We start from the raw sequence: 18,558 nt of genomic DNA, 5'->3' as shown, positions 1-18,558 counted from the left end.
ATTGGAAAATTGTTTTCTAGGGTTCCGCAACACAAGTTGGACTGGTCCGAGAGAAAACACACAGTAACTACTGTGACACGGAAGGATAAAAGCCTGGGAGATTCATTCTCCCAGGCTTTTTTTGCTTAGTCCATGTTATCTCTATTACAAATCAAAAAATCTTTTGCGATAAAGGGGGGGAAGCATTATGTTTAAAGAATGGCTAAAAGTGATAATCGCTGCAGTATTTGAAGTTTTATGGGTAATTGGTTTAACACATTCCGATCAAATTTTAGAGTGGATTGGCACAGTTATCGCTATTATTATTAGTTTTTATTTTCTAATTATGGCCGGAGAAAAGATTGCAGTCGGAACGGTTTATGCCGTATTTGTAGGATTAGGAACAGCTGGGACTGTCATAACTGGAGCTTTCTTTTTTCATGAAGAAATTAGCCTTGCCAAAATTGCACTAATTCTTTTACTTTTGATCGGTATTATTGGATTGAAAGCAACTTCAGAACCAAAGGAGGAAAGTAAATAATGGCTTGGATACTTTTAATTGTTGCAGGGTTATTTGAAATGCTGGGAGTGATGATGATGAATCAATGGCATCATCATAAAACAACGAATACGATTTATTTGATGCTTGCAAGCTTTGCTTTAAGCTTCTTATTTTTGTCCATTGCTCTACAGACGATTCCAATGAGTATGGGATATGCGATATGGACTGGAATAGGTGCTGCAGGTGCTGCTATAGTTGGGATCATTTTTTATAAGGAATCAAAAAATGCCAAGCGGATTTTCTTTTTATCATTAATTATATTAGCTGTGATTGGATTGAAAATAATCGGGTAAGAACAATTAAAGCAATTTTATTATATCGTGGAAGGATTTCAAAATATAACTATTTTTGTACTACATCCTAAAAGTTAGAGTAACATTTATCTATTAGGGTGTTTTTTATGGTTATAAAAGAATTAAAGCTCTCAGTAAGCGTAGAAATCTTGGTTATTCTTCCGCGGCATGTTATGAAAAAGGAGACTTGACAAATGCTTGCAACCAGAAAAATAGTCGTTTTTATTGACTATGAATAAGGTGATACAAAATTTACTGAAAAACTATGTAAATAAATTGTAAATAAATCTTGACAAACATTTAAAAATTATGGTAGACTTCAAAAAAACTTATTAATTCCATTGGAAAAAGTAATGGAACCTTAAGTTTTGATCCACAACTTCATTCTGATAATATCATCAAACTTCTACAAGAAAGCACCTCCACTCATCATAATTGCAGACTCATAAAAAAAACTAACAGATTGGAATGTTAAAGACTATGAAACGAACAGGAGATCTAAAGTTAATACAAGAACTAAATCGATCCATCATTTTAGACACAATTCGAAAATATGGTCCAATTTCCAGAAGTGAAATTGCAAAGAAAAATGATTTAAGCCCAACCACTGTTACATCTGCTGTTACTGACCTTATTAATGAAGGCTATGTCAATGAAGGTGGAACAGGCATTTCCAGTGGTGGCAGAAAGCCAATTCTCTTGCAATTTTCCCCTGATAATCATTATCTCATAGGTGTTTCCATTTCTTATTCTAAAATTACAATAGCAGACATGAACTTAGAGGCAAAAATTAATGTGAAGAAAATATATTCAACCAAAGGATATACAGGTGTTGCACTTGTAAACTACCTTATTCAATTATTGGAAGAATTCTTCGAATCTTGTAAGGATAGCCGAATTTGTATAGGTATATCTATTATTATTCAAGGTATTGTAGATTCAAAAAGAGGAATTGTTCATTACAACCCAGTTTTATTGCTCAATGATGTTTATTTAAGAGATATAGTAGGACAACATTTTCATCTACCCACATGGCTTGACAATGATACGAATGCATACGTGTTAGCTGAGAAAAATTTTGGTGATTTTCAAGAAGTAGAAAATTTGATTTATATTACAATTGGTGAGGGTGTCGGTGCTGGTGTAATTACAAATCATACCTTATCTCGAGGAGAAAGTGGGGGTGCGGGTGAGTTTGGACACACTAGTATTGATATGAATGGCAGGCTGTGTAGCTGTGGAAATAAAGGCTGCTTAGAGAATTATATGAGTTGGCCAGCTACTTCTAAGAAATTAATGCAGAGAATTGCAGAAGGACAAGAAACGATTCTTTCTAGTTACCTTACTAAGGATAAATCATTTATTACTCCTAATGAATTTGTAGACGCTGTAAACAATGGAGATGCCTTAGCTGTAGATATCCTTCATGAAATGGCTGAATATCTTGCTGTCGGGGTCGTTAATTTAGTCCATCTGTTTAATCCAGAAGTCATTATTTTAGGGGGGGATGTTACTAATCAACTATTAACCTCAGTACTTCAAAATAAAGTGGAGAAGAAAACCTTGAAGCCACTTTATAAGGATGTGCAAATTACCGAGTCTTCACTAGGGAAAGAATTTGAAATGGTTGGTGCTGCCTCTGTGTTACTACAAGAAAAATTCCAATTTAAACTTACCAATGATCATTACACACAGAAAACAAATTGATAGGAGGGATACTATGTTAAAAGGAATTAATCAATGGTGTTACCCAGAAGGTACAGCTTTAGAAAAGGTTCTAGAATACAGTAAGGAAGCTGGGTTTGATACGGTTGAGCTGAATCTCAATCATCCAGGCGGTATAGGTTTAACAATGGATTCTTCTCCAGAAGATGCGAAAGAGATTAAGAAATTAGTTGAAGACTACAGCTTGAAGATTCAAAGTCTATCAACCTCCTTGTTATGGGAAGTTCCATTGTCATCCAAAGAGGAATCAACACGGGCTAAAGGCAGGAAAGTAATAGAAAAGCAAATTGAGCTTGCTGCTGCGATGAATATCGATACCGTTCTTGTTGTTCCTGGCTCTGTATCAGAAGATGTGTCCTATGAAGAATGTTATCAACGCAGTTTAGACGAACTTAGAAAAGTATTGCCATTCGCTGAAAACCATCAAGTACACATAGGAATTGAAAATGTATGGAATAAATTTCTTCTCTCACCTCTCGAAATGGTACGTTATGTCGACGAGTTAGAATCAGATTATGCTGGAGTTTATTTTGACGTTGGCAATGTATTGCAGTTTGGTTATCCCGAACAGTGGATTCGTATTTTAGGTACTCGTATTCGCAAAGTTCATGTGAAAGATTTCCATAGAGCTACAGGTAATATTAATGGTTTTGTAAACTTACTAGCTGGTGATGTCAATTGGTTAGAGGTTAGCAAAGCATTACATGAAATTGGTTATAGTGGGCCTATTACTGCTGAGTTATCATCATATAAGCTCGATCCAAAGGCATTAGCCATAGACACAGCAAGGCATATAGAATTAATTATTCATGCAAATAAAAAGGAAGGTGCAAAGTGAAAAGGTTAAAAATTGGATTTGTAGGTGTCGGTGGAATAGCATCTGTTCATTTGAAATGTTTAGCTAATCATCAGAATGTAAAAATTGTTTCAGTGTGCGATATCGATGAGGAAAATGCTTTTAAAATCGCTCAAAAGAATAATGCAAATGTATACACAAACGTAGATGATATGCTGGAAAAAGAGCAATTAGATGTACTGTTCCTCTGTATACCACCATTTGCCCATAGCGATATTGAAGAAAAAGCAGCTAAGAAGGGGATTCATTTAATGGTAGAAAAGCCCGTCGGATTGAGTATGAAAGACGCACGCAAAAAACAAGTAGTGATTGAAGAAACAGGAATTATTTGCGCTACAGGTTACTGTTTACGTTACTTAGATACTGTAAAGAAAGCTAAAGACTATTTAGAAGGTAAAGAAATTGCCATGATTCGAGGTCACTATATATCAACCTTTGTGGAAACTCCTTGGTATCGAAATATGTCCAAATCAGGAGGTCAACTAGTAGAGCAGGCAACACACATAATGGATCTTATTCGACACTTAGGTGGTGATATTAAAACGGTTTATGCCAATATGGCGTTAACGGTGTCAGGTGAAATTGAGAATATTGATATTCCTGATGTTACTTCTGTGAATTTCACACTCAATAATGGGGCAGTTGGTCATTTAGATTGTTCCTTTACACAAACAGATCATCGTATGGGGGTTGAAGTATTAGGTAAGAATTTCCGAGTAGCAATTAATGGAACGGAACTTACAATTGTAGAGAATGACAATGTCATTACGTCTAGATCAGAAGTAGACTTCTATGAAGAACAGGATAAAGCTTTTATAGAAGCAGTGATAACCGGAAATTCCGATTATATCTTATCAGATTACACAAATGGTTTGAAAACATTAGAGGTAACTTTAGCAGCTAATGAATCGCAACATGCAGGTAAGGCTGTCTCAATAACTTAAAAGGAGGCTGAAACAATGTTGAAAGTAGCTGTTATTGGTTTAGGTAAGATGGGCCAGCGCCATGCAGAAGTATGGGATAAGCTTGAAAATACGAAAATAGTAGGGCTTATCGGACGTGACAAAAGCAAGTTATCACCACTCACTCAAAAATGGAATGCTGCCTATTTTCCTGATCTAAAGTCTTTATTAAAACAAGAACATATCGATGTATTAGACATTTGTTTACCAACGTTTTTACATTATGAAACAATAAAGGCTGCTATTCAAATGCAAGAGCATATTTCTATTATTTGTGAAAAGCCTCTTTGTTTAAATGTAGAGGAAGCAAAAGAAATTGAAGAATTGAGTAGACAAAAATCAGTGCAAGTGTTGGTAGGGCACATTCTCAGATTTGATCAGGAATATAGTCAGCTTAGAATCCATGTGCAAGAAAGAGCAGTAGGAGAGGTTGGTGTGGTTAGGCTTTCTCGAAAAACTTCTTATCCATCTAGTTGGTTTTCTAACCATGAAAAGAGTAACGGTATAATCATGGATTTAGGGATTCACGACCTTGATTGGTTATTGTGGACGTTCGGTGATGTAGAGAGAGTTATGGCTCGTCACATTATCCAAACAGAAGAACGTTCATTTGAATACGCATTGATTACTTTGCGAATGAAAAATGGTGTTATTGCTCACCTCGAACTATCTTGGGGTGCAGATAGTTTACAAACATCTGCTGAAATTGCAGGAAATGAAGGGTTGTTAGTTGCAAGTAGTGACAATAAGGAGGGTGTTCACATTCAAATCCCTAATGTAGATAAGCGAGCTGGCTATTTATCAGCAGATTTAGCCTGCGAGCCACCGATCCAAATTCAGTTACGACATTTTAGAGATTGTATATTGGAAGGGAAAACTCCAATCATCACGCTTAATGAGGCGGTACAGTCTATAAAAATAGCTGAAGCTGCTATTACATCTGCTAATCTAGGTCAAGTCATATATGTGGAGGAGAGATCACAGTGAAAATAGGAATGATTAGCTTTGCACATATACATGCCCAAGCCTATGCACTACATTTGAAACAATACACAGATGTAGAGTTGGTAGGTATCTGGGACGAAGATCAAGATAGAGGCACGGAGATGGCGGAGAAATATCAAAGTAATTTTTATCAAGATTTGCAAGAATTGCTGGAGACGGATATAGAAGCTGTTGTGATATGTTCTGAGAATGCTAGGCATAAAAAACACGTTTTGGCTGCAGCAATAGCTAAGAAACACATTCTTTGTGAGAAACCAATTGCTACTAGCTTAGCAGATGCCAAAGAAATGATCGATTTATGTAAGCGTGAGAATGTTATATTGCAAATTGCTTACCCTGTTCGTTTTTCACCAGTTATGCAACAAGTAAAAGGCATAATTGAGTCAAAAAAAATTGGTAAGGTAGTCGCTATTAATGGCACGAATCGAGGTCAAATGCCTGGTAGCTGGTTTGTAGATAAAGAGCTTTCAGGTGGAGGTGCAGCAACTGATCATATCGTCCACCTATTAGATGTAATAAGATGGTTGCTTAATGATGAGGCCAAAAATGTTTATGCAGAATTAGATACAAAATTTCACAACATTAATGTCGAAGATTGTGGCATCATTTCTTTGGAAATGGAGTCCGGAGTTATTTTTACAATCGATCCAAGCTGGTCAAGGCCACAAGTATTTCCAACATGGGGTGATGTAACAATGGAGATAGTTGGGACAAAAGGTAGCCTAACTGTAGACCTTTTTAAACAACATTTCTTGCTATACAGTGATCGGAATAGCAATGTACAGCAGCTTCCCTGGGTAGCTGATATGGATCAGGCGTTAATTGATGATTTTATTCAATGTGTTAAAGAAGAACGTGAACCCTCTATTTCTGGAGAAGACGGCCTTAGGTCGCTAGAAGTAGTTAAAGCAGTTTACAAATCAGCCACCACTAATCAGGTACAATCTATTGAACGCATGGATGTATAAATTTGATGCAGGTGGTATTCACAAAAGGGGTAGATATAATGTCTTCAAAAACAGTTTCAGTACAAAAGGGAGTAAGCACTAAGACAAAAAAGAAATTCTTTACTTCTCGTGATTGGGCTGGATACATCTTATCTGCACCATTGTTAATAGGGATTATAGGTTTTGCAGTGTATCCAATGATTGCAGCATTGATAATGAGTTTTCAGCGAACTGCCAATTCTTTAACTGGAGAATGGGTAGGATTGCGTAACTACACATATGTACTAGGAGATTCCATGTTTTGGAAATCTGTCTATAACACTTTTTATATGGGGATTTTTTCCGTTGTATTAGGTGTATCTTTATCCTTTATCTTAGCAACATTGATTCATAATGTTCCTTGGCTGAAATGGAGAAATTTTTTCAAGGGAGTATACTTTTTGCCGAATGTTGTCTCATTGGTTGCAACTAGTATTCTATTTACATTTCTATTTAACCCAGGAAAAGAAGGGTTATTAAACTTCTTTATTGGCATATTTGGTTTTGAGCCAGTAGGATGGTTTACTGATCCTGATGTAGCAAAATTTAGTATCGTATTAATGACGCTTTGGGGAATGTTAGGCTACAATACCATTATATTTATTGCAGCGCTTACTAGTGTGCCGAGAGATTTGTATGAAGCGGCTGAAGTGGATGGAGCAAATTGGTTAAAAAAATGGCTTTTCATTACAATTCCTTATTTAAAACCAATTATTGTTTTTATGGTAATTATGGGGACGATAACAGCAATGAAAAGGTTTACCGATGTTTGGTTAATTGGGGGAACAGCAGGAAACCCAGCAGGTTCACTTATGACGGCTGTATTATATATTTATCGAAATGCATTTCTTTCTTCACAAATGGGAGTGGCTACAGCTGCTTCATACTTACTGTTTATGATGATTCTTATTTTGACAGTATCTTTATTATTACTTAATCGTAGAAGTAATTTTGATTAAAGGAGAGATTGACCATGGAGCCTGCAGTAAATAAATCGATAGTTAAGAAAAACAATAATAATCAAGTACCATTTGTTATTTACAGCAAGCAGAGGCGAGTCGGTAATATTATATTGGTTCTTATATTATCGCTAGGTTCGTTGATTATGTTTATTCCCTTTCTATGGATGGTTCTAACAAGTTTTGATTGGCAAGCCAGATTAAATATTCCCTTTCCACCCAGATTTTGGCCGGAAGAGTTTTCAACGCAAACATATAAACTTGCATTTTCAAACATTCCAATGCTGAAATACATCTTCAACTCGATCCTTATTTCCATAGGGGTTATCCTAGTAAGTTTAGTCTCCGCAGTCATGTCCGGTTATGCAATTTCAAAATTAAAGTTTAAAGGTGCAGCTATTGTACTTGTGCTTGCTTTAAGTACAATGATGATCCCGTTTGAAATGACAATGATTCCTCAATATCTTTTATTTCACCGCTTAAATTTACTTGATAGTTATTGGGCATTTTATTTGCCAGCCTTAAATTTCGCATTTGGTACATTTCTTGCCAAATCTTTTATTGATCAATTACCAGGAACTTTACGAGAAGCAGCAATTATTGATGGTGCTGGTGAAATCAAGGTTTTCTGGAAAATATATTTACCCTTATGTGTACCGATTTTAGCAACCATGGCAATTTTGCAATTCTTAGCTGTATGGAATGACTTATTATGGCCATTACTTGCTTTGCAAACTCCTGATAAATTTACTATTCAGTTAGGCTTAGCGATGTTTTCGTATAATAAAACATCTCCTTTACCATCGGTTATCATGGCAGCAACAACAGTTAGTTTAATACCTGTAATTGTTACGTATATATTCCTTCAGCGATATATAGTAGAAAGTATCGCGCTCTCAGGAATAAAACAATAAAAATAATGGGAAAGGAGTATTGCATGTAAGAGAAGGTTAGGGATTATTAAATTTAATTGAAAAAGGAGAGTTACTAATGAAAAAGAAGCTAGGTTGCCTGATAATTGTATTGTTTGTAGTGCTGCTTGGAGCATGCACTAATACTTCAGAGACAACAAATGAAGATCTAGAAGACATTGAAGTTGTTTCTGAGATAGAAGGAACTGTTCGTGTAGCTTTAGCTGGTTTTCAATTAGAGGATGGTATTGATCCAATCACGGCTGTGGAGAATAAAGGAATGCAAACGTTTATCGATGAGCAATTTAAACCGCGGTATCCTAATATTGATATTGAGCTGACGCAACTACCATGGGAAAATGCACAAGCTGGTCAAACAGCTATGCTACAATCTGGTGATGTAGATGTATTATATACTGGTGGAGCATTTGCTACACAGTGGTATCAGCAAGGTTTATTAAGAGAATTAGATGATTTAATTGAAGGTGATGAAGATTTTGATCCCAACATATATTTATCAGGTATATGGGAAAATTCTTATAGTGTTAGATCAGCAGATGGTACTTCGCAATTTGGAATACCTGCTATTTTAGGACGACGTGTGACAGTTTATGATAAAGAATTGTTTGATCAGTGGGGGATAGAATATTTATCTGAAAATCCTACGCCTGAAGAAATTTTAGAGAAAGCCGCACAAATGACAGGCGAAAATCCGGAGACTGGGGAAATGAATTATGGCTTATATCTTGATGGAAAATCTCTAAATCTATCTACTTTTGTTGCTCTTACTCATTATTATGGTGCAACAGGTGGAGAAGGAACATTAGATGATCCGAAAAATATTGAGTGGGATTTAAATTCTCCTGAAATGGTTAAAGTATTTGAATGGTTGGAAGAAGCTGCCCAGTATCCACCTTCTGATTTTTTGAATGCTCAGGGTATAGAGAACTTTGGGTTAGAAACAAATAATATAGCAATTGCATTAGATAATGATGGTTCAACAATCATGGGAGAAGTAAGGGCAAATGAAAATGTTGAGTTAATTGAACGATTTGACCCTGTCTTAAATTTAGGGCAAGAAGGGGAAGGATGGGTAGCGGTTGACCCATATGTTATGGCTGAGAATGCACAGAATGTTGAAGCATCATGGGAAGTGTTAAAATTCATGACAGGCTATGAAGCGCAAAAGCATAATTATGAAGAATATACTAATACACCTACATTATCTGATCCAGACTTCGTTTCTGAACACGACGTTTATATGGCAAAAGCGGCGGAAATAGCAGAAGTCTCGATTTCGACATTAATGGATGAAGCAAATCCATTTGTTGGTAGTGAGCTTGCACCTGCTGTAAATGGTTTCCTAAGTCAGGCCCATAATGGTGAAACCCCTGATATTCAGGCATATCTTGATGATCTACAAGGGCGAGCTGAAAGATGGTCTGCCAATCAGTAATCAATCAACAGTTTAGGATAGATAATGTAATGATTCAATATATGAAATCATCAAAATTAAAGACCGAAGGAGATTTTATATGAAAATAGGGTTGAGCTCATATAGTCTATTTCAAGCAATGAAAAATGGTGAAATGACTATACTAGACGCAATCGATTGGATAAGTGATCAAGGTTTTGAACATATCGAAGTTGTTCCTGGTATGGGGTTTACATTTGAAGAAGAGACACTAATTGATAAAGTGTGTGATCGTGCAGCAGATAAGGGGATCGGAATTTCTAATTATGCTATCGGTGCTAATTTTCTTCAACCAAATGAAGAGAAGTATAGGGAAGAAATTCAACGTGTGAAAGATCAAGTTGATATCGCCGATCGATTAGGTGTGAAGTTCATGCGTCATGATATTGCATGGCGAGATATTTCAGAGGTGACCATTGCGAACTTTGAAAAAGACTTACCAAAGCTAGTAGCTGCATGCCAGGAGATTGCTGATTATGCTGATCAATATGATATAACTACAAGTATAGAAAATCATGGGTACTACATTCAACTGAGTGATCGAGTACAAGCGGTTATTAATCATGTGGACCGTCCAAACTTTAAAACCACTTTAGATATAGGGAATTTCCTATGTGCAGATGAAGAGCCATTAGCCGCAGTAAAGAAAAATATATCATATGCTTCAATGGTACACATAAAAGATTTTTATCGACGCTCAGCAGAGCTTAATCCAGGTGATGGTTGGCTGCAAACAGTATCAGGGAATTATTTGCGGAGTGCCATTATCGGTCATGGGGATATTCCTATGAGAGAAGTACTTAAAGTAATTAAACAATCTGAATATGATGGTTATTTGACAATTGAATTTGAAGGATTGGAAGACTGCAAATTAGCCTCAAAATTAAGTTTAGAAAATTTCAAAAGAATGTGGAAAGAGGTATGACAGGAGGAATAAAAGTGAAAATAGGTGTAATTGGAGCAGGTTCTATTTCTGAGGGACATCTTCAGTCATACTACAATAACGAAGAGACTGAGATTGTGGCAATTTGTGACTTAAATGAAAAGCGAGTAAAGGAAAAAGCAGAAAAATTCGGAGCAACACATATTTATACAGATTATCATAAACTATTAGCCGATCAGGAAATAGATGCAGTTAGTGTATGTACGTGGAATAACACACATGCTGAAATCTCTATTACAGCTCTTCAAGCAGGTAAACATGTATTGGTAGAAAAACCTTTATGTAGGACAGTGGAAGAAGCATTGAAGATTGAGCAAGCAGTGAAAGAATCCGGGAAAATTCTGCAAGTTGGGTTTGTACGTCGATATGCTGCAAATACTGAAATTGTGAAACAATTTATAGACAATGGTGATCTAGGTGAGATTTATTATGCTAAAGCTTCTTGTTTACGAAGGCTTGGTAATCCAGGTGGCTGGTTTGCAGATAAAGAAAGATCAGGTGGTGGACCGCTTATAGATTTGGGTGTCCACATTATCGATATATGCTGGTATCTGATGGGGAAACCAAAGGTAAAAACTATTCGAGGTAATACCTATAATCAACTAGGCAATCGATCCAACATTGAAAATTTAGCATTTTATAAAGCTGCTGATTATGATCCTGAGCAGAATTCTGTAGAAGATATGGCGAATGCACTAATTACTTTTGAAAATGGTGCATCATTAATGGTTGATGTTAGTTTTACACTGCATGCGAAAGAAGACAAAATAGCAGTTCATCTCTATGGTGATAAGGGAGGGGTGGAATTAGAACCATCACTAGAAATTATTACGGAAAAATATAATACCATATTAAATGCAACACCTCAAACAGATCACTATACGTTTGATTTCGAACAAGCTTTTCAAAATGAAATTGACTATTTTATTGGTAGTATAAAAGGAGAAAAGCAAACACGAAGTCCGGTAGCAGATGGGGTTGAAATGATGAAAATATTATGTGGTATCTATGAATCTAGTGAAAAAAGTACAGAAATTCAGTTCTAAACATCAAGAAGGATAAGTCATGTCTTGTTAGCAGGCAACATGACTTATCTTTTTTGAAAAAGGGAGTACACACGCATGCGAAAATATGGGCTGTTAAAGCTATTTTATTTTATATTCTCCTTTGGCACAGGTGCATTCCAATTTTTAAATTTGTTTTATACTGATTTTGGCTTAAATGCTAAAGAAATTGGCATTTTGTTTGCGGTTGGTCCAATGGTAATGATTTTCGCGCAACCCTTTTGGGGTATGGTGACAGATTCTATAAATTCGGCCAAAATAACCCTGGCGGCTATGATTATAGGTTCAGCTGGAACAGTATTGTTTTTTCCTGTATCAGCTCACTTTGAACATTTATTATGGTTAAACATTATCTATTTCTTCTTTCATAGTGCGATTCCACCAATTGCTGATGTAACAGCTATGGCGATGTTAGAAAACCGTAAAGAGTTCGGGAAAATTAGATTGTGGGGTTCGTTAGGCTATGCCATTGGGGTATTAATTGTTGGGCGGTTATTAGATGTTTTTGGCTTAAACCTCATGTTTATTTTACATAGTTTACTCATTGTGGCAGCATTAATTCTTGCCACTAGATTACCTGTTAAGCTTGCTGGTAAGAAAGTTTTCCGTTTTCTAGAAGTATTGGCTTTATTTAAAAATAAAAAATTTATTCTATTTCTTTTGTTTAGTTTTATGATTCATTTAACCGTTCATGCTAATAATTCATTTTACTCCATCCATATGCAAGATTTGGGAGCAACTATTAGCTTAATTGGTGTGGCACTGTTAATTAAAGCGATATTGGAAGTTCCGTTTTTCTCTTTATCAAGACAGTTAATGAGTGCTTTTTCGTACTTAACTTTATTAACATCAGTCGCATTTATTTATGGAGTTAGATGGCTAATACTAGGGGTCAGTACGAATATAGATATTTTATTATGGTCGCAAATACTGCTGGCGTTATCGTATAGTATTCAATATTTTGTGGCTGTAGCCTATGTGGATGAGTTGACTCCTGAAAACTACCGAGCTACTGGGCAGACAATTTTTTGGGCGGTTTCATTAGGATTAGGAGGAGTTGTTGGAAATTTATTAGCTGGATGGGTATTAAGTTTTATTTATGTAGAACAAATGTATCAGCTTGCAGCAGTGATTGCATTTTTGAGTATTATTATTTTATGGATTAAGCCAAATCAAGCTAGTTTGATAAAAGGATAAATATAGAAACCGTTAACAACTATTAATGCAGAAATTAGCTGGTATGAGTCCAGTTCAATACTAGGTTCACACCAGCCAATTACTTCTGCATATAAAACTCTAACTTTTGGGAAAGCTCCTACTTAATTAATCGGCAGTACGTAAAGTAATACAGCAAAAAAGTGTGCTATCGATCCTGCTAAGACAAACAAATGCCATAATGCATGGTGATAATTAAATCCTCGCCATACGTAAAAAATCGCACCGACTGTGTACAATACACCACCTATTACTAAAAGCCTAAGCCCGTTAGGATGCAGGTTTTCAACTAGTGGCTGCCATGCAAATATAATTAGCCAGCCCATTAACACATAAAGCAAGGTCGATATAATCAGAAACTTTTTAACAAAAAAAGCTTTAAATACAGTTCCGGCAATGGCTAGTCCCCAGATAATACCGAATAATGTCCAACCTTCCCATCCTCGAATAACAACTAATAGAAAGGGAGTATAGGATCCGGCAATAAAGAAATAGATCGACGAATGGTCCAATATCTCAAATACATTTTTGGCCTTCCCTTTTGGTAGACTGTGTAGCATGGTAGAAGATGTATAAAGGAGTACCATTGTTACTCCAAATAAAGTAAAGCTTACAATATGCCATGCTGAGCCGTATAATGATGAGTAGACAATCAAAATAACTAAACCGGCTATACTTAATGCCATTCCAATACCGTGCGTAATGGAGTTAGCAATTTCTTCTTTTACTGAAAATTGATGAGTTGAACCCATATATGACACGTTCCTTCCATGTTCTAAAAAATTCCTGTTATTATTATGTTCCTTTTGTTTCCAAAATGCAAGCATTCATGAATGAAAAAGCTTGTTTTATTTAAGAAAGAAGATGCTTTTCGTTTCTAATCTCTATCCTCTTTTTTTTTTGCAACATATTTTTTGAGAATACCTTTCTCATTCACCCGAAAATTATACAAAAAATGAGAGAAATTGCTAAAAAATTCTAGAAGTGGTTGCCTCTTTTAAGACTAATTGTGCTATAATAATGTAAAATTACTTAGAAAATGAAGATAGGATGTTGATTGAGAGTGGAAACGAGAACAAAGAAGAGAAAATCATCAAAAAAATGGTGGATATTAACACCACTTATTATTCTGTTGGTTATTGTTCTAGCTGTTGGGGGATATATTTGGTCTATTGTGTCAGATGTACAGGACACATTCAATTCGAAAATGCACGATCCGCTAGAATCAATAGATACGGAAAAAGTCAAAGAGAAAACAGACAATGCTGAACCTTTAAATATATTGTTGTTAGGTGTGGATCAGCGTGGCGATGATGCAGGGCGTTCGGATGCGTTAATGGTGTTAACATTAAAGCCAGAGAAAGACGAAATGCAGTTAATTAGTATTCCGCGAGATACCCGTACATTAATTGTCGGAAGAGGTACGGAGGACAAAATTAATCATGCCTACGCATTTGGTGGTGCTGATATGGCTGTAGAAACTGTTCAAAATTTCCTTGGAATCGACATTGATTATTTTATGCGGATAAACATGGAAGGTTTGCAAGAGTTGGTAGATGAACTTGGAACGATCACTGTAGACAATGATATCGAGTGGAGTGACAATAAGTATGAGTTTACAAAAGGTCCAGTGGAAATGGACGGAGAAAAGACTCTTGCATATGTAAGAATGAGAAAACAAGATCCAGCTGGTGATTTTGGAAGAACAGAACGTCAACGGAAAGTAATGCAAGCGATAGTTAATGAAGGTGCCAGTGTAGCCAATATTACAAAAGTGGACGAGTTGATTGATATTATGGGGAATAATATGTCTACCAGCCTTGACTTTGATTCAATGAGGGCATTGCTTAACGGTTATACAAATACAAGAAAAAATGTGACAAGCTATCTAATACAAGGTTCAGGAACAACTATCGACGGAATTTATTACTATATTGTTCCAGATGAAGAAGTAGCAAAAGTAAGAGACATGATTAATAGCTAAAGCCTAATTGGCTCTAGCTATTTTTTTATTTATAAAAAACAGAAATGTCCGGTAAGAATCGTGCGAATCTTTTTTTTAATTGAAAGAGATACTTAAATATCTTGCCCAACACGCAAGACCGGCGCCATGGCGAAACGTACCTTGTTCAACCAATTTGCAAAAATCTTTCATGTTAACTAATTCTACCTCAATGTTCTCTAATTCATCTAAGAATTGGTCCGTTATTTTTGTTGCTTTAGAGGCTAAAAATAGATGGATTTTCTCTGTTGTGGAACCAGGAGAAGGATAAAAGTAATCAAGTGACTGCCATTCTTCTGCCTCATATCCGGTTTCTTCTAAGAGTTCCCGTTTTGCAGCAAAAAGCGGTTCTTCATCCTCTTCTATCATTCCAGCAGGAAATTCAAGTTCAGTAGATTGTAATGGATAACGATATTGTTTTAACATGACTACTTGATTATCATCAGTGATAGCTAATACACATACACCTTCACGAAACTCGATATACGAGAAATTTTGTGTCTGCTGATTTGCAAGTAGTACTTCATCAATTGTTATTTTGAAGCGATCTATCTGGGTACTGGAACTATTATTAATTTTCCATTCATTATTTGCCACTGAAACTCCCTCACTTCCTTTTTTTCGGATAAACCATGATCATCTGATACATCAATACATATAGCACCACTAAACCAACTAAAAAGGCAATTGATGTTGGTATGGTTGTGAAAAATAACAGGTGATAAATTATTAAGGGCCATAGAAGTGCGTAGGCAGTCATTTTCCATAATTGCTGGTACGCTAATTTTCGCTGCAGGAAGCCTTTCATTATCCATGAACCAATTGCTAAAATCGAGATACCCGTAACAATGATAAACATCATAAAAAAAGGATAAAAAACAATAATTTGTAATAAAAATTGACTAAAAGAAATATGAGACTGTCCTTGTTCAAAGTTTGCTATGATAAGGATAACATTCGGTAAGAAACTGATAAAAAATAAGAGAAAAAGATATACAAGCGTATCTCTCATACTTACTCGATTCAACCAAAAAATCGCTTCTTTTTTAGGTAAATTCGCGCTTTTCCGTAATATTGCAAGAATTGCCATGACCTTCCTCCGAACCTCATTTATTAATCAGATATTCTTTTGTATGTACTGTCATAATAAAGAATGGGATTACCTTCATCTATTTTGATTTTATCCACTTCTGCGATCATCAGCAGGTGATCACCTGCTTCCACAGTATTGACTAACGTACATGCTAAAGTAGTAAGGGAATTCGCAATAACTGGTATTCCATCAAATGTTGTAAAATCATTGAATTCTTTTTTTATTTGTTTAGCAAATATCATGGATACCTCTTGCTGCTGCTCACGTAAAATACTAATCCCAAATCGTTTGATTTTATCAACGTTTTGATAAAGTTTGGTTTTGGAATCTAGTGAAATAGTAATTAATTGTGGCTCCAGAGATACTGACATGAAAGCATTAACTGTCATCCCATGTATATCATCATCAAATTCTGATGTAACTACCGTAATCCCTGTTGCAAATTTACTCATTGCTTTCCGGAAATTTTGTGTGCTCATCGACTGAAACCTCCTTACAAATCATCTATCCAGCAATTCTGAATATAATTAGATGCTAGTATCTTGTATTTATTTTAACATAAGTTCATTCTAATTCATTATAATAGTGTTTATAAAAGAAGCATTCCAATTAAAAAAAGAGTGAGGATATCCACACTCTTTTACTGAATTTCTTCATAGTCATAGGAAACTTCATCTAATTTCTCGTCATAATCGACAATTAAGTTATAGCCTTTAAAATACCATTCATCGGATGCATCAATAAAGAAGGTAATACCGCCTTTTTCTGTTGTAGTAATAGTCTCTTCCATTGGTTCATTTAGTGCGAAGGCCAGTGAAAAGCCTTCATGTATTGGACTATAGCCACCGTATTTTGCTTGAAATTTAACGGTATCGCCATCTGTTATTTCTACTTCATCTTTGAACCATTGTAAAGCTTGATCTGATACTTTGATTTCCATGCATATGCACTCCTTTAATTACGCAAAAAGTAATTCTTTTTAAACTATTCCCCGTATTTCTTATCCTTACACTTTATTATGATAAATCAAATATGAAGTTTAGAATAGTGTTAGCTTTTCTTATCCTTTAAATCAGCATATAAACGTGGCACTGCCAGTCATTATTTCTTATGGATGTTTTGATCTATATTTTCCGGGAATTTCATACGTGAATAGTTTTTATTGAGGGAATGAACTTTATTTAATTTAAAAGTAGAAATAATGCTATTACCTTCATAATCCAGCGAATATCGTTCTTATTCAATAAAAAATGTGATTTTTTCAACATTTCACTTTATTCTGATTTTTGTTATACTAATGAAAGCAAAAATTTTGAGCGATGTATCGGCTATGAAAACTAGGGGTGGTGTGAATATGGCAGTTCAGTATACAAATTTTCGTGGGGATGAGTATTATTTACATGTGAGAAAAACAACAAAAGGTAATCCAAGTTATTATTTTAAAAAAGATGATTCGAATACTTCTATTGATAGCATACCAGAAGGCTATGAAATATATGAACACCCGAGCGGAAGAGTGTTTTTAACGAAAAAAGTAAAACGAAAAATAACGGATGAAGAAGTGCAGATAATTGAAGAGAGTATGAAAGCAAATAGTCCGATCAAGGATTATAAATTGGATATTAGACAAAAAAGTATATACGTGTATACGTATGAGAACCCGGTACCTTTTAATGAAAATCCCTTAATTGTGGAGGCGTTGTCAGATCCAAAATATAAAACGTATGATGCACAATTATGTTTTACATTAGTAGATAATCATACCCGGAAATTTCAAGTAGAACGTAAATCTTATACGGGTGTCAAAAATGAACAATGGCTTTATTTAGAACAATCTACTGATTTGAAATGGTTAGCGGATCAATATGTACAACATTTGGGGCAAGAAAGCTATTACGAATTATTTTAATGTAGAAAGAGCTTGGCTGTAGTTACAGGCCATGCTCTTTCTAATAGTAGAGTATTGTACATGCAGTAACTCTTACTAGAGATGCTGTTCTGATTAAGTTGGAAATGCTGAATAGGTTTTTCTTGTATATCCTAACCTAAGATCTTATCGATAATTTCGATGAGATTATCAAAGTGTGGCTTGACAATAAAATCCTTTGCTCCATAATTTAATGCTCTCATGACATTATCATGAGTAGCAAGAGAAGAGGAAATGATAACATTAGCGTTGGAATCTAATTCGATAATTTTCTTTAAAGCGTCCAAGCCATTTGATTTTGGCATAATAATATCTAAAATAACAATATCAGGGTGATGCTGTTGGTAGGCTTTAACTGCTTCTAATCCAGTTGAGGCTTCTGCGACAACTTGAAAATGGTGTTTTTCAATTTTCTGCTTAACCCAATTTCTCATAAACTGGGAGTCATCTGCAATGACTACGGTTCTTTTCATAACTGTCTTCCCTCATTTACTAATTCACTGCTCAATTCGACAGTCTTCAACATTTATTTTAAATGAAATATACGTTTATGTGAAGTTGTTTTTTGTTTAATGAAGTAGCTAACTCTGCTTGGAATGCAA

General features: G+C 35.4%; 21 protein-coding genes and 1 riboswitch. Of the genes, 15 read left to right on the top strand and 6 right to left on the bottom strand.

The window, feature by feature from the left end; translation table 11 throughout:
• The first annotated feature begins 5 nt into the window (after window positions 1–5).
• A riboswitch (guanidine-I (ykkC/yxkD leader) is annotated at window positions 6–102 on the top strand.
• A gap of 85 nt (window positions 103–187) precedes the next feature.
• From ACTNEP_RS01825 to ACTNEP_RS01765, 13 genes are all read left to right on the top strand, one after another.
• Window positions 188–520: a DMT family transporter gene (locus tag ACTNEP_RS01825; protein ID WP_441159836.1), complete on the top strand. Its 333-nt coding sequence runs from the start codon at window positions 188–190 to the stop codon at window positions 518–520.
• Complete coding sequence (locus tag ACTNEP_RS01820; RefSeq protein ID WP_441159835.1) at window positions 520–834, top strand: DMT family transporter; 315 nt, start codon at window positions 520–522, stop codon at window positions 832–834. The genes ACTNEP_RS01825 and ACTNEP_RS01820 overlap by 1 nt, the downstream gene beginning before the upstream one ends.
• A 480-nt stretch (window positions 835–1,314) precedes the next feature.
• Window positions 1,315–2,541, top strand: a complete 1,227-nt coding sequence (locus ACTNEP_RS01815) for an ROK family transcriptional regulator (protein WP_441159834.1) — start codon at window positions 1,315–1,317, stop codon at window positions 2,539–2,541.
• 13 nt (window positions 2,542–2,554) lie between these two features.
• The gene (locus ACTNEP_RS01810; RefSeq protein ID WP_441159833.1) at window positions 2,555–3,397 is read left to right on the top strand and encodes a sugar phosphate isomerase/epimerase family protein; all 843 of its coding nucleotides are present in this window, start codon (window positions 2,555–2,557) and stop codon (window positions 3,395–3,397) included.
• On the top strand, window positions 3,394–4,359 hold the full coding sequence (locus ACTNEP_RS01805; protein ID WP_441159832.1) for a Gfo/Idh/MocA family protein: 966 nt from the start codon (window positions 3,394–3,396) through the stop codon (window positions 4,357–4,359). The genes ACTNEP_RS01810 and ACTNEP_RS01805 overlap by 4 nt, the downstream gene beginning before the upstream one ends.
• A gap of 15 nt (window positions 4,360–4,374) precedes the next feature.
• Window positions 4,375–5,364, top strand: a complete 990-nt coding sequence (locus ACTNEP_RS01800; protein ID WP_441159831.1) for a Gfo/Idh/MocA family protein — start codon at window positions 4,375–4,377, stop codon at window positions 5,362–5,364.
• Window positions 5,361–6,350, top strand: coding sequence for a Gfo/Idh/MocA family protein (locus ACTNEP_RS01795; RefSeq protein ID WP_441159830.1), 990 nt, complete (start codon window positions 5,361–5,363; stop codon window positions 6,348–6,350). The genes ACTNEP_RS01800 and ACTNEP_RS01795 overlap by 4 nt, the downstream gene beginning before the upstream one ends.
• A gap of 38 nt (window positions 6,351–6,388) precedes the next feature.
• Window positions 6,389–7,327, top strand: coding sequence for a carbohydrate ABC transporter permease (locus ACTNEP_RS01790; RefSeq protein ID WP_441159829.1), 939 nt, complete (start codon window positions 6,389–6,391; stop codon window positions 7,325–7,327).
• 14 nt (window positions 7,328–7,341) lie between these two features.
• A complete protein-coding gene (locus ACTNEP_RS01785) occupies window positions 7,342–8,241 on the top strand; it encodes a carbohydrate ABC transporter permease (protein WP_441159828.1) in 900 nt (299 codons plus the stop codon).
• 76 nt (window positions 8,242–8,317) lie between these two features.
• Window positions 8,318–9,694, top strand: coding sequence for an ABC transporter substrate-binding protein (locus tag ACTNEP_RS01780; RefSeq protein ID WP_441159827.1), 1,377 nt, complete (start codon window positions 8,318–8,320; stop codon window positions 9,692–9,694).
• A gap of 79 nt (window positions 9,695–9,773) precedes the next feature.
• A complete protein-coding gene (locus ACTNEP_RS01775; protein WP_441159826.1) occupies window positions 9,774–10,637 on the top strand; it encodes a sugar phosphate isomerase/epimerase family protein in 864 nt (287 codons plus the stop codon).
• Window positions 10,634–11,701 carry a Gfo/Idh/MocA family protein gene (locus ACTNEP_RS01770; protein WP_441159825.1) on the top strand — a complete coding sequence of 356 codons (1,068 nt, stop codon included), beginning with the start codon at window positions 10,634–10,636 and terminating at the stop codon, window positions 11,699–11,701. The genes ACTNEP_RS01775 and ACTNEP_RS01770 overlap by 4 nt, the downstream gene beginning before the upstream one ends.
• A gap of 75 nt (window positions 11,702–11,776) precedes the next feature.
• Entirely contained in the window at window positions 11,777–12,916 is a 1,140-nt protein-coding gene (locus ACTNEP_RS01765) for an MFS transporter (RefSeq protein ID WP_441159824.1), read from the top strand.
• A gap of 122 nt (window positions 12,917–13,038) precedes the next feature.
• Here the strand turns inward: ACTNEP_RS01765 and trhA are convergent, their stop codons facing one another.
• Window positions 13,039–13,686, bottom strand: a complete 648-nt coding sequence (gene trhA, locus ACTNEP_RS01760) for a PAQR family membrane homeostasis protein TrhA (RefSeq protein WP_441159823.1) — start codon at window positions 13,684–13,686, stop codon at window positions 13,039–13,041.
• A 311-nt stretch (window positions 13,687–13,997) separates the two neighbouring features.
• On the opposite strand from trhA, the gene ACTNEP_RS01755 reads away from it, so the two are divergent.
• A complete protein-coding gene (locus ACTNEP_RS01755) occupies window positions 13,998–14,918 on the top strand; it encodes an LCP family glycopolymer transferase (RefSeq protein WP_441159822.1) in 921 nt (306 codons plus the stop codon).
• 75 nt (window positions 14,919–14,993) lie between these two features.
• On the opposite strand, the gene ACTNEP_RS01750 is transcribed toward ACTNEP_RS01755, so the two are convergent.
• From ACTNEP_RS01750 to ACTNEP_RS01735, 4 genes are all read right to left on the bottom strand, one after another.
• Window positions 14,994–15,533, bottom strand: a complete 540-nt coding sequence (locus ACTNEP_RS01750; RefSeq protein WP_441159821.1) for an NUDIX hydrolase — start codon at window positions 15,531–15,533, stop codon at window positions 14,994–14,996.
• A 10-nt stretch (window positions 15,534–15,543) separates the two neighbouring features.
• Complete coding sequence (locus ACTNEP_RS01745) at window positions 15,544–16,026, bottom strand: DUF1189 family protein (RefSeq protein WP_441159820.1); 483 nt, start codon at window positions 16,024–16,026, stop codon at window positions 15,544–15,546.
• A gap of 23 nt (window positions 16,027–16,049) precedes the next feature.
• Window positions 16,050–16,508 (bottom strand): flavin reductase family protein, encoded by a 459-nt coding sequence (locus ACTNEP_RS01740; RefSeq protein WP_441159819.1) that lies wholly within the window; start codon window positions 16,506–16,508, stop codon window positions 16,050–16,052.
• A 161-nt stretch (window positions 16,509–16,669) separates the two neighbouring features.
• On the bottom strand, window positions 16,670–16,969 hold the full coding sequence (locus tag ACTNEP_RS01735) for a HesB/YadR/YfhF family protein (protein WP_441159818.1): 300 nt from the start codon (window positions 16,967–16,969) through the stop codon (window positions 16,670–16,672).
• Between the two features lie 414 nt (window positions 16,970–17,383).
• Between ACTNEP_RS01735 and ACTNEP_RS01730 the strand changes: the two genes are divergently transcribed.
• Window positions 17,384–17,938 carry a hypothetical protein gene (locus ACTNEP_RS01730; protein WP_441159817.1) on the top strand — a complete coding sequence of 185 codons (555 nt, stop codon included), beginning with the start codon at window positions 17,384–17,386 and terminating at the stop codon, window positions 17,936–17,938.
• A gap of 131 nt (window positions 17,939–18,069) precedes the next feature.
• Here ACTNEP_RS01730 and ACTNEP_RS01725 read toward each other — a convergent pair whose 3' ends face one another.
• Window positions 18,070–18,429 (bottom strand): response regulator, encoded by a 360-nt coding sequence (locus ACTNEP_RS01725; RefSeq protein ID WP_441159816.1) that lies wholly within the window; start codon window positions 18,427–18,429, stop codon window positions 18,070–18,072.
• Window positions 18,430–18,558: the final 129 nt, after the last annotated feature.

Origin of the sequence: Gracilibacillus sp. HCP3S3_G5_2, assembly GCF_052063305.1 — a bacterium.
Classification (GTDB): domain Bacteria; phylum Bacillota; class Bacilli; order Bacillales; family Amphibacillaceae; genus Gracilibacillus.
This window is presented reverse-complemented; position numbering and strand designations above follow the sequence as displayed.

What these genes read in the sequence shown, in the direction of transcription:
- ACTNEP_RS01740 (WP_441159819.1), bottom strand. Translation starts at nt 16,508, where the DNA reads ATGAGCACACAAAATTTCCGGAAAGCAATGAGTAAATTTGCAACAGGG.
- ACTNEP_RS01780 (WP_441159827.1), top strand. Translation starts at nt 8,318, where the DNA reads ATGAAAAAGAAGCTAGGTTGCCTGATAATTGTATTGTTTGTAGTGCTG.
- ACTNEP_RS01735 (WP_441159818.1), bottom strand. Translation starts at nt 16,969, where the DNA reads ATGGAAATCAAAGTATCAGATCAAGCTTTACAATGGTTCAAAGATGAA.
- ACTNEP_RS01820 (WP_441159835.1), top strand. Translation starts at nt 520, where the DNA reads ATGGCTTGGATACTTTTAATTGTTGCAGGGTTATTTGAAATGCTGGGA.
- ACTNEP_RS01825 (WP_441159836.1), top strand. Translation starts at nt 188, where the DNA reads ATGTTTAAAGAATGGCTAAAAGTGATAATCGCTGCAGTATTTGAAGTT.
- ACTNEP_RS01770 (WP_441159825.1), top strand. Translation starts at nt 10,634, where the DNA reads ATGACAGGAGGAATAAAAGTGAAAATAGGTGTAATTGGAGCAGGTTCT.
- ACTNEP_RS01765 (WP_441159824.1), top strand. Translation starts at nt 11,777, where the DNA reads ATGCGAAAATATGGGCTGTTAAAGCTATTTTATTTTATATTCTCCTTT.
- trhA (WP_441159823.1), bottom strand. Translation starts at nt 13,686, where the DNA reads ATGGGTTCAACTCATCAATTTTCAGTAAAAGAAGAAATTGCTAACTCC.
- ACTNEP_RS01775 (WP_441159826.1), top strand. Translation starts at nt 9,774, where the DNA reads ATGAAAATAGGGTTGAGCTCATATAGTCTATTTCAAGCAATGAAAAAT.
- ACTNEP_RS01815 (WP_441159834.1), top strand. Translation starts at nt 1,315, where the DNA reads ATGAAACGAACAGGAGATCTAAAGTTAATACAAGAACTAAATCGATCC.
- ACTNEP_RS01730 (WP_441159817.1), top strand. Translation starts at nt 17,384, where the DNA reads ATGGCAGTTCAGTATACAAATTTTCGTGGGGATGAGTATTATTTACAT.
- ACTNEP_RS01785 (WP_441159828.1), top strand. Translation starts at nt 7,342, where the DNA reads ATGGAGCCTGCAGTAAATAAATCGATAGTTAAGAAAAACAATAATAAT.
- ACTNEP_RS01800 (WP_441159831.1), top strand. Translation starts at nt 4,375, where the DNA reads ATGTTGAAAGTAGCTGTTATTGGTTTAGGTAAGATGGGCCAGCGCCAT.
- ACTNEP_RS01810 (WP_441159833.1), top strand. Translation starts at nt 2,555, where the DNA reads ATGTTAAAAGGAATTAATCAATGGTGTTACCCAGAAGGTACAGCTTTA.
- ACTNEP_RS01745 (WP_441159820.1), bottom strand. Translation starts at nt 16,026, where the DNA reads ATGGCAATTCTTGCAATATTACGGAAAAGCGCGAATTTACCTAAAAAA.
- ACTNEP_RS01725 (WP_441159816.1), bottom strand. Translation starts at nt 18,429, where the DNA reads ATGAAAAGAACCGTAGTCATTGCAGATGACTCCCAGTTTATGAGAAAT.
- ACTNEP_RS01790 (WP_441159829.1), top strand. Translation starts at nt 6,389, where the DNA reads ATGTCTTCAAAAACAGTTTCAGTACAAAAGGGAGTAAGCACTAAGACA.